The sequence below is a fragment of the Pseudomonas sp. NCHU5216 genome, assembly GCF_052156495.1.
GTDB lineage: Bacteria > Pseudomonadota > Gammaproteobacteria > Pseudomonadales > Pseudomonadaceae > Aquipseudomonas.
In genome coordinates, this window is the sequence record NZ_JBQLIX010000075.1 from 1 (window position 1) to 9,082 (window position 9,082).

Sequence of the window (9,082 nt, forward strand, 5' to 3'; positions counted from 1 at the left end):
GCCGGAGTGAGGGGAGTCGAGCGAAGCGAGACCCGGATGGCGGGGGTGCGTTTCTTTTGCTTACTTTTCTTTGCGCAGTTCAAAGAAAAGTGAGTCGCCCGAGGGGGCGAAACAGGGTGTTTCTGAGCACACCGTAGCGGCGTCCAGAACACCAAAAACACACAAACTTGCCAGTCCAGTCTCAACGAGCCCCTCAAAAATCCCGCCGATAGAACAGATCCAACGAACTGGCCAGGCCGCTGGCGGCCTCCAGATAAAGCCGCTTGGTCAGTTCGTAACGCAAGGCGATGGTGCTGGCCGGCTCGAACACCCCAACCCCATAACGCAGGCTCAGCCGGTCGGTGATGGCGCCGCTGGCCACCACGCTGGTGGTGATGCCACTGCCCTGGGTGTCGAGTTGGAAGTCCTGGATGCCCAGGCGGCTGGCCAGGCTGCTGGTCAACGAGCTGCTGCCGGCCAGCCCCAAAGCCAGGGCCGCCTGGCCGAGCATGTTGTTGTCGCCGCTGCTCTGCCCCATCGGCCGCCCCAGCACCAGATAGGACAAGGCCTGCTCCTGGCTCATCGCAGGCTCGGAGAAGATGGTGGTAGTGGGTTGCTCGGCATTGCCGGACAGACGCAGCCCGGCCACCACATCGTCGACCTTGCGGATCGCCTCGACATCGAGGAAGGGCTGGTCGATCGGCCCGGCGAACAGCAATCGGGCGCGGCGGATGGTCAGGCGCTGGCCATAGGCGCGGTAGCGGCCGTTGACCAGATCCAGCTCGCCACGGGTGTCCAGGTCATCGCCGATATGCACGCGCCCGCGCAGGTCGGCGCTGAGGCCGAAGCCGCTGAAGGCCAGCTTGTCCTGGCCCACCTCGACCATGACGTCCATGGCGATACCCAGGGGCTGCTGCTCGCTCGCCGGTGCCTGGCCGACGATCTGCGCATCGCCGGATACCTTGACCGTCGACGGCGGCAGCTCATGCACACTGATCTTGCCGCGCGGGATGGCCACCTTGCCACTCACGGCCAACTGCTCCTGGCGCAGTTGCAGACGCAGATCCGGCTCCACCTCCATCTTCGCGTAGGGCTCGACCGTCAGCGGCAGGCGCTGGCCCTGCAGGCTCAGATCGGCCTGCAGCCCCTCGAACCAGCTCAATTCGCCGCGCAGGCTGCCGCGCCCCGCCTCGCCGCTGCTCCAGGTGCCATCGAGCTGCATCTGTTCGCCAGCGATGCGTGCCTGCAGTTGCAGGTTCTCCAGGCTGATGGGCAGCTCGCTGCCGGCCAGCTCGCCGTTTTCCAGACGCAATTGGCCGTTGACCTGTGGCTCCAGCAGATGCCCGCCAATGCTGCCGCTGCCCAGCAGACGCCCTTGCAGGCGCTCGGCCATGGGCACGAAGGGGCGTAGCACCTCCAGGTCGAAGCCGCTCAGGCGGAACTCGCCCGTCAACGGCTTGCGCTGCGGACGCGGGTCGATCTGCGTGCGCACCACGAGTTCGCCCAGGCGCTCGCTGCGCAGGCTCAGTTCGCTGTCCACCCGCTGCGGGCGCAAGGTGCTGTCCAGACGCAGGCTGTCGTAGGGGAAATCCAACCACTGCTGCTGATCCACCTGGCGAATGCGCAGGGTGCCGGCACCGGCATCGATCCGGATGTGGCCATCGGGCCCGCTTGTCGGCAGCTCCACCTTGAGCCGCGCATCGAGCTGGCCCTGCCAGGCGAAATCATCCGGCAGCCAGGGTTGCAGGCTGGCCAGCGGGAAGTCTTCCAGCGTCCAGTCCAGGCTTGGCTGTGGCGCCAGACGTTGCTGCGCGCCACACAGGCTGGCCGCGCCGGAGCGCCAGCAGTGGGCACCCAGGCTCAGGCGGCCGTCGGCCAGGCGCTCCAGGGCTGCCGGTTGCTGCAACTGCCAATCCTGGCCGCCGCTGCGCACCTGGCCGCTGGCGATACGCCCGTGCCAGTCGCCCTGCTCGTTCAGGCCGCCGTCGGCCGCCAGTTGCAGGTTCAGCAACGGCCCTTGCAGATTCAGGGTCAGGGCCTGGCGGCGGATGTCGCCCTGGCCCTGGGCCTGCAAACGACCGAGGAAGGTGTCGTCGATACGCATACCGCGCAGATCCAGACTGATCTGGGCCTGCTGCCGCGCGTCCAGCTTGCCCTGCAGTTGCAGGCGGCGCAGGCTCGGCTCGCCGAGCGCCAGGCGTTCGCCGGCGAGCTGCAACTGGCCCTGCGGCGCCTGCAAGGTGCCGGCCAGGCTGAGCTGCCCCTGCAGTTGTCCCTGCAGCCCCGGCCATAGCTGCCCCAGGCGTGGCAAAGCGAGTTCGAGCTGGCCGCGCAGGCGCTGATCCAACGCACCTTGGCCGCTGATGCGGTTGTCACCCAGGCGCACCTGCAGGCGCTCCAGTTGCCATTGTTGCCCAGCGCCGCCGCCCTTGATCTGCAGTTGCGCCGGCTGCCCGCGCAGGCGGCCAGCGAGGTCGATATCGGCCTGCGCCTGCAAGGTGCCTGCGGCTAAACGCCCCGAGGTATTGAGCGGGCCCGCCAGGTTGCCCGGCATCTGCGCCAGCCAGTAACCGGGGTCGAGGTCACTGAGCTGGAGCCTGGCCTGCCAGTCGATGGCCTCGGCGAAGCCCAGCTTGAACACCCCTTCGGCACGCCCTTGGCCGGCTTGTAGCTGTACCTGGGGCAAGGTCACCTGCTCGAGGTCACCGCTGAACGGGCTGATCAGGCTGAAGGCGCCGGCCGGGCCCTGCAGTTGCGCGTCGATATTGCCCAGGTAGTTGCCGCCGCTGTAGCTCATTTCCGCTCGCAAGCGTTGCAGGCTCACTGGCAGCGGCTCATCCAGGGGGTAAAGGCGCTGCCAGGGGAAATCCTCCCAGGCCAGTTGGGCATCGGCGCTGAAGGCCGCCTGCCAGTCGAGCTTGCCCTGCAGTTGCAGGTGTTGCTCGCCCTCGGCCTGAATGCGCAGCACCTGGATATCCGCGCCACGGGCATCGACTCGCCCATCGAGCGTCACGGCCATGGCGCCCTGCTCGGCAGGCAGGCTGGCCGAGCCTTCGACCCGGTAACCGCTGGCCAGATCACCCTGGGCACGCAGATCGACTTGCTGCAACTGCAAGGTGGCCGGCAGTTCGGCACTGGCGCTGAAGGCCGGGCTGGTCAGGTGCAGCTCGGCCGGCAGGTGCTCGGCCAGGGCCTGCACCTGGCCGACCAGGCGGCCTTCGAGGTAACCACTGCTGTCGGCCTGCACCTCGAGGCTGTGCTGCAATTCACCACTGACCTGCAGGGCCAAGGCCCAGGGTTTGCCATCGACGGACGGCAGGCGGGCGCGCCCGCTCAGGCTGGTCGGCCAGGCGCCTTGAGGTTGCAGTTCACCGCTGAGCTCCAGGGCCAGTTCATCGCGCTGCACGGCCAGGCGCTGCAGATGTACGCCACCCTCGTCCCAGTTGGCGATCAGGCTCAGCGCCTGCACCTGCGACTGGCCGTCGATCCGCAGCTCACCCAGTTCCACGTCACCCAGTTGCAGGCGCAACGGCAAATCGAGCGCTGGCAGACTCATAGGGGCGCTGTCGCTGGACTCGGCGGGAGGAAGATCGAGGTCGGCCCGTTGCACATGCAGACGATCCAGGCACAGGCTCAGGCGCAGCAGGCAGGCCGGTGACCAGGCCATGTCCAGGCCTTGCAGCATCAGGCGCGTATCGCCCTGTTGCCAGGTCAGGCTATCGGCCTGCCAAGTACCGCCCAGGCGACCATCGAAACCCTGCACCTGCAAGCCCGGCACCTGCGCCAGCAACCAGCGGCTGCCCGCGCTGCTGCCCAGCAGCGCGCCAATAACCAGGGCGAACAGCAGCAACAGACTCAGCAGGCCGCCGGCCAGCCATGCCCAGGTGCGCCTCACAGCTCCGGCCCCATGGAAAAATGCAGACGTATGCCGCCGTCGTCATCCAGCGCATGGGCCAGATCCAGGCGCAAAGGCCCCACCGGCGAGATCCAGCGAATGCCGAACCCCACACCGGTCTTGAGGGTGGGGAATTCCAGCGAGTTGAACGCGTTGCCCTGGTCGACGAAGGTGGCCAGGCGCCATTTGTCCGTGAGGCTGTACTGGTATTCGGCGCTGGCGGCGAACAGGTAACGCCCGCCGATCCTGTCGCCACGATCATTCTCCGGCGACAGGCTCTGGTAGTCGTAGCCACGCACGCTCTGATCGCCACCGGCGAAGAAGCGTAGCGACGGCGGCACGGCGGAGAAGCCATCGGTCTCGGTGCCACCGAACTGCACCCGGCCAAGGAAGCGGTGGTTGTCGAAAACCGTGGTCAAGCCCTTGAGCATGACGTTGCCATGCAGCACGTTGGCATCGGACAGCACCCCCTCCACCGCGCCGCGCACCTCGAACTGCAGGCGATAACCCTGGTTCGGGTCGAGGCGATTGTCGCTGCGCAGCAACGAATAACTGGCACCGGGCATCAGCAAGGTGCTCAGCCCCGAGTCATTGCCCAGGCGATATTCCTCACGCTGGGCCTTGATCGACAGCACGCGCTGCCAGCCGCCCGCGCGCTGGCTGTGCCATTCCGGGCCGAAGGTGAGCAGGCGGCTGAGGCTGTCGCTACTGGCCAGCTCCTCGTACTGGTAGCCGCCGGCGATACGCAGTTTGTCGGTCAAGGGCGGATCGCCGGGAATGTCGTACCACAGGCCGACGTTCTGCCGCGGCGCGGACAGCTCCATGTCCACCCCATAGCTGTGCCCCTGCGGGTTGCGCCAGTGACGGGTCCAATTGGCGCGCAGGCGCGGCCCCACGTCGGTGGAGAATCCCAGCCCCAGGCCCAGGGTGCGCGGCTCGCGGGTCTGCAGGGCGATGCTGACCGGAATGCGCAACTGCTCGGCCTGGGCGGGAATGGCATCGACCCGCACCGACTCGAAATAACCGCTGGACTGCAACGCCTGATAGAGCTCGGCGATCAGCGCCGAGTCGTAGGGGGTATCGGCCTTGAACGGCACCATGCGCCGCAACAGTTCTTCATCGAAGGGAAACTTGCCGGTGAAGGCGATATCCCCCAGGCGATAACGCGGCCCGCTGACATAGACCAGCTCGATGTCGGCGACTCCGGCAGCCGGATCGATACGCAGCGTCTGCTGGGTGAATCTGCCATCGAAGAAGCCGTAACGCGCGGCCTGGTTCTGGATCAATCGCTTGGCATCTTCGTAGCGCCCATGGTTGAGCACCGCCCCTGGCTGCAGGCGACTGTTGCTGGGCACGCGAAACGCGCTCAGCTCGCTGGCCGGGCCTTCGATGCGGATATCGACGTTGCGCAGGCGCACGCGCTCGCCCGGCTCCACCTCGAGGATCAGCCGTGGCGTTTCACCGGGCTCGACCCGACTGCGGATGCGCGCCTGGTAATAGCCGAGCGCCTGCGCCGCTTTCTGCGCCTCGTTCTCGGCGATGCGTCGCACGCGCCGCAGGGCCTGGACATCGCGCCCCTGTAGCGTACCGACATAACCTTCGATGTTGGCCTTCAAGGCCGAGTTGGCTGGCGTGACCCGCACGTCCAGCTCTGTGGCGGCCGTGGCGCAGGCGCTGAAGAGCATCAGCAGCAAGGTGCGCCGAACCTGTATCCATGCACTCATGGCGGCGGATGCTAACACGTCACAAGGCGCACGCCAGCGCGACTTGCCCCTCTGTTGATGGAGGTTCAGGCTGGAGCCGCTAGCAGACTTTGCGGGTTGGGATGGAAGAACACATGCTCGACCACCGGGCCGATGGCCAGCTCGCCGATTTCCTCGTAACCCTGGCGCCGATAGAAGTCCAGATAACGGGCGTTGCCGGTATCCAGCACCACGCCCTGCGAGCCAGCATCCTCGGCACACCAGTTATGCAGGGCTGCGAGCAGTTGCTCACCGTGGTGCTGGCCCTGAAACTCGGGATGAATGCCGATCAGCGGCAGCACGTGGTAAGGCCCCGGTGGCAGGCAGGCGATCACCGCCTCGTGGTATTCGAGGTAGCGTCGGGTACAGCGCAAGCCGGTACTCAGCAACATGCCCAGACGCCAGCGCCAGCTTTCGGTGATGTCCAGGCGCCGCTGCGGTGGCGCGATCAGCGCCGCGCCGATCAGCCGTTCATCGAGCAGCAGACCGATGGCCGGCAGCTCTTCGGCGAAGTGCTGCTTGACCAGCTCGCGTACCGTGGCCCGCACCCGCTGGTCGAAGCCGGCACGCTCGGCCTCGAACAGGTAGGCGAAGGTGGGTTCGTGGCGGTAGGCGTGATAGAGCACGGAGCGCACTTCACGGACGTAGCCGGCATCGAGCAGGCGAATTTCGGCAGGCGTGTCATGGGGCATGGCTGACCTCTACTGGTTGGGGTCTTGGAACCCATTCACGCACTGCAGTTCGTGAACAGGCTCTATTGGCAAGCTAGCAGCGACCCGGCACAACCGCCAGGCGCTGGCCGCCACGGCTCATGATCGGCTAGCATCGCCTTTTGCCTTCAGGGATCACCGCCCGTGAAAATCGTTTCCTTCAATATCAATGGCCTGCGTGCCCGCCCTCACCAACTGCAGGCACTGATCGAAAAGCACCAGCCCGATGTGATCGGCCTGCAGGAAACCAAGGTGGCCGACGAACAGTTCCCCGAAGCGGAGATCCGTCAGCTCGGTTATCACGTGCATTATCACGGGCAGAAAGGTCACTACGGTGTCGCCCTGCTCTCGAGCAACGAGCCGTTGAGCCTGCACAAGGGCTTTCCCGGTGATGGCGAGGAGGCCCAGCGCCGCTTCATCTACGGCACCTTCGCCGATGCCCAGGGCAACCCCATCACCGTGATGAACGGCTATTTCCCTCAGGGCGAGAGCCGTGACCACCCGGTGAAGTTTCCCGCCAAGCAACGTTTCTATGCCGACCTGCAAAGCCTGCTGGTGGAGCGCTTCGATCCGCAACAGGCGCTGGTGGTGATGGGCGATATCAACATCAGCCCCGAGGACTGCGACATCGGCATCGGCGAGCCCAATCGCCTGCGCTGGCTGAAAACCGGCAAATGCAGCTTCCTACCGGAAGAACGCGAGTGGCTGGCGACGCTCAAGAGCTGGGGCCTGGTGGATAGCTTTCGGCAGCTCAACCCACAAGTGAACGACCGCTTCAGCTGGTTCGACTACCGCAGCCGTGGCTTCGAGGACGAGCCCAAGCGCGGCTTGCGCATCGACGTGATCCTCGCCAGCCAGCCGCTGCAGGCACGCCTCAAGGACGCCGGCATCGATTACGAACTGCGTGGCATGGACAAACCCTCCGATCACGCGCCAATCTGGCTGGAATTGGCCTGAATAGACGGGTTCGTCATATCTCTGCAATCTCTTTGTCTTAATGTGCGCGGCATTTCCAGCCCACCCCTAAGCACCCTGCGAGGTGCCCAAGACAAGGTGTTTGCCGCATGTCGCGCGCCCAAGCCAGCCAAGACCACGAACTGTGGAGCCGTACCCTTTCCCTGCTGCTGCTCGGTTTCATCTGCTATGCCCTGCCCCTGTCGGTGTTCGCCGCCCAGGATGACGCCCCGGTACTGCGCGTGCAGGGTTCCAATACCATCGGCGCCAGGTTAGGCCCGGAACTGATCAAGGGTCTGTTCGCCGCTCAGGGCCTGAGCGATATCCGCATCGCACCAGGCGCGGCCGACAACGAGCAGCGCATTGTCGCCAAGAGCGCTGATGGGCGCACCTTGGTGGCCGAGGTCGCTGCCCATGGTTCCGGTACGGGGTTCGTCGCTCTCGAAGATGGCAGCGCCGATCTGGCAGCGGCCTCTCGCCCGATCAAGGACAGCGAGGCCGAGGCGCTGGCCGCTCTGGGCGACATGCGTAGCCTGGCAGCCGAGCAGATCATCGCCATCGACGGCCTGGCCATCATCGTCAACCCCGGCAACCCCGTGGCCAGCCTGGATATCGAGCAACTGGCCCGCCTGTTCGCCGGCGAGATCCGTGACTGGCGCGAACTCGGCGGTCGCCCCGGCGCGGTGACGCTCTATGCCCGCGACGACAATTCCGGCACCTATGACACCTTCAAGGAGCTGGTACTGGCCCCCGGCGCGCGCAAGCTGGCCGCCGAGGCCAAGCGCTTCGAGTCCAGCACCGAGCTGTCCGACGCGGTGAGCCGGGATGCCAACGCCATCGGCTTCATCGGCCTGCCCTACATCCGCCAGGCCAAGGCCGTGGCCATCGCCTCGGGGGATTCGCAACCCATGTTGCCGAGTACCAGCCTGATCGCCACCGAGGACTACCCGCTGTCACGCCGTCTGTTCCTTTATGCCCCACCGCGCTCGAACAACACCTGGGTGCGCGCGCTGATCGATTTCGCCCATGGCCCTCAAGGGCAGAAGATCGTCGCCGACAACGGCTTCATCGCACAGACGGTACACGCCATCGAGGTTGCCCCGTCCGCGCAGATGCCCGCCGAGTATCGCGAACTCGCCGCAAAGGCCCAGCGCCTGTCGGTCAATTTCCGTTTCCAGGAAGGCAGCGCCAGCCTCGACAACAAGGCCCAGCGTGATTTGAACCGGGTGCTGGACTACCTCAGCGGCCACGACAAGCTGCAGAACAAGGCAGTGCTGGTGGGCTTCGGCGATCCCAAGAGCGCGCCCTCACGCGCCGAGCTGCTGTCGAAGCTGCGTGCCATGGCGGTACGCCGTGAACTGGCCAGCCAGGGGGTGCTGTTTCGCGACATCATCGGCCTGGGCGACGAGCTGCCGGTGGCCGCCAATGACGAAGACAGCGGGCGCATCCGTAATCGTCGAGTCGAAGTGTGGGTCTACTGACCCGCCTGGCCAGTGCCCAGCGAAGATAAGGTTCTTCGTGGAGTCGCGGGAACGTCAGTATTGAGACTGGACTGGCAAGTTTGTGTGTGATCTTGTTGGCCTGTGATGGTTATTCTTGTGCCTGTTCCAGATTGCCGCGTTTCTGCTGATGTCTCTGATTTCGCCTTCCCAGGCGAGTCACTTTTGGCAAAAGTAACCAAAACCCTCCGCCCGGTCATCCGGCCCTGGCTGCGCCAGGGTTCGTTCACTCCATCGCCGCTCCAGAGGCCCGCCACGGTGGGCCATCCCTGGCCCATCGTGGCTCTCGCGACATCCATGTCG

The 9,082-nt window shown here is 65.6% G+C and carries 5 protein-coding genes; 2 read left to right on the forward strand and 3 right to left on the reverse strand.

Annotation, left to right across the window (positions count from 1 at the left end):
- Positions 1 to 193 precede the first annotated feature (193 nt).
- The 3 genes from ACSVIK_RS25800 to ACSVIK_RS25810 form a co-directional block, all read right to left on the reverse strand.
- The gene (locus ACSVIK_RS25800) at positions 194 to 3,874 is read right to left on the reverse strand and encodes a translocation/assembly module TamB domain-containing protein (protein WP_442446984.1); all 3,681 of its coding nucleotides are present in this window, start codon (positions 3,872 to 3,874) and stop codon (positions 194 to 196) included.
- Complete coding sequence (locus tag ACSVIK_RS25805; protein ID WP_442446985.1) at positions 3,871 to 5,598, reverse strand: autotransporter assembly complex protein TamA; 1,728 nt, start codon at positions 5,596 to 5,598, stop codon at positions 3,871 to 3,873. Before ACSVIK_RS25805 ends, ACSVIK_RS25800 begins: the two co-directional genes overlap by 4 nt.
- A 65-nt stretch (positions 5,599 to 5,663) precedes the next feature.
- Positions 5,664 to 6,308 carry a GNAT family N-acetyltransferase gene (locus ACSVIK_RS25810; protein WP_442446986.1) on the reverse strand — a complete coding sequence of 215 codons (645 nt, stop codon included), beginning with the start codon at positions 6,306 to 6,308 and terminating at the stop codon, positions 5,664 to 5,666.
- A 162-nt stretch (positions 6,309 to 6,470) separates the two neighbouring features.
- Here ACSVIK_RS25810 and xthA point away from each other — a divergent pair, with 162 nt between their 5' ends.
- Both xthA and ACSVIK_RS25820 read left to right on the forward strand, forming a co-directional pair.
- Entirely contained in the window at positions 6,471 to 7,283 is an 813-nt protein-coding gene (gene xthA, locus ACSVIK_RS25815; RefSeq protein WP_442446987.1) for an exodeoxyribonuclease III, read from the forward strand.
- Between the two features lie 107 nt (positions 7,284 to 7,390).
- On the forward strand, positions 7,391 to 8,761 hold the full coding sequence (locus tag ACSVIK_RS25820) for a substrate-binding domain-containing protein (protein ID WP_442446988.1): 1,371 nt from the start codon (positions 7,391 to 7,393) through the stop codon (positions 8,759 to 8,761).
- Positions 8,762 to 9,082 lie beyond the last annotated feature (321 nt).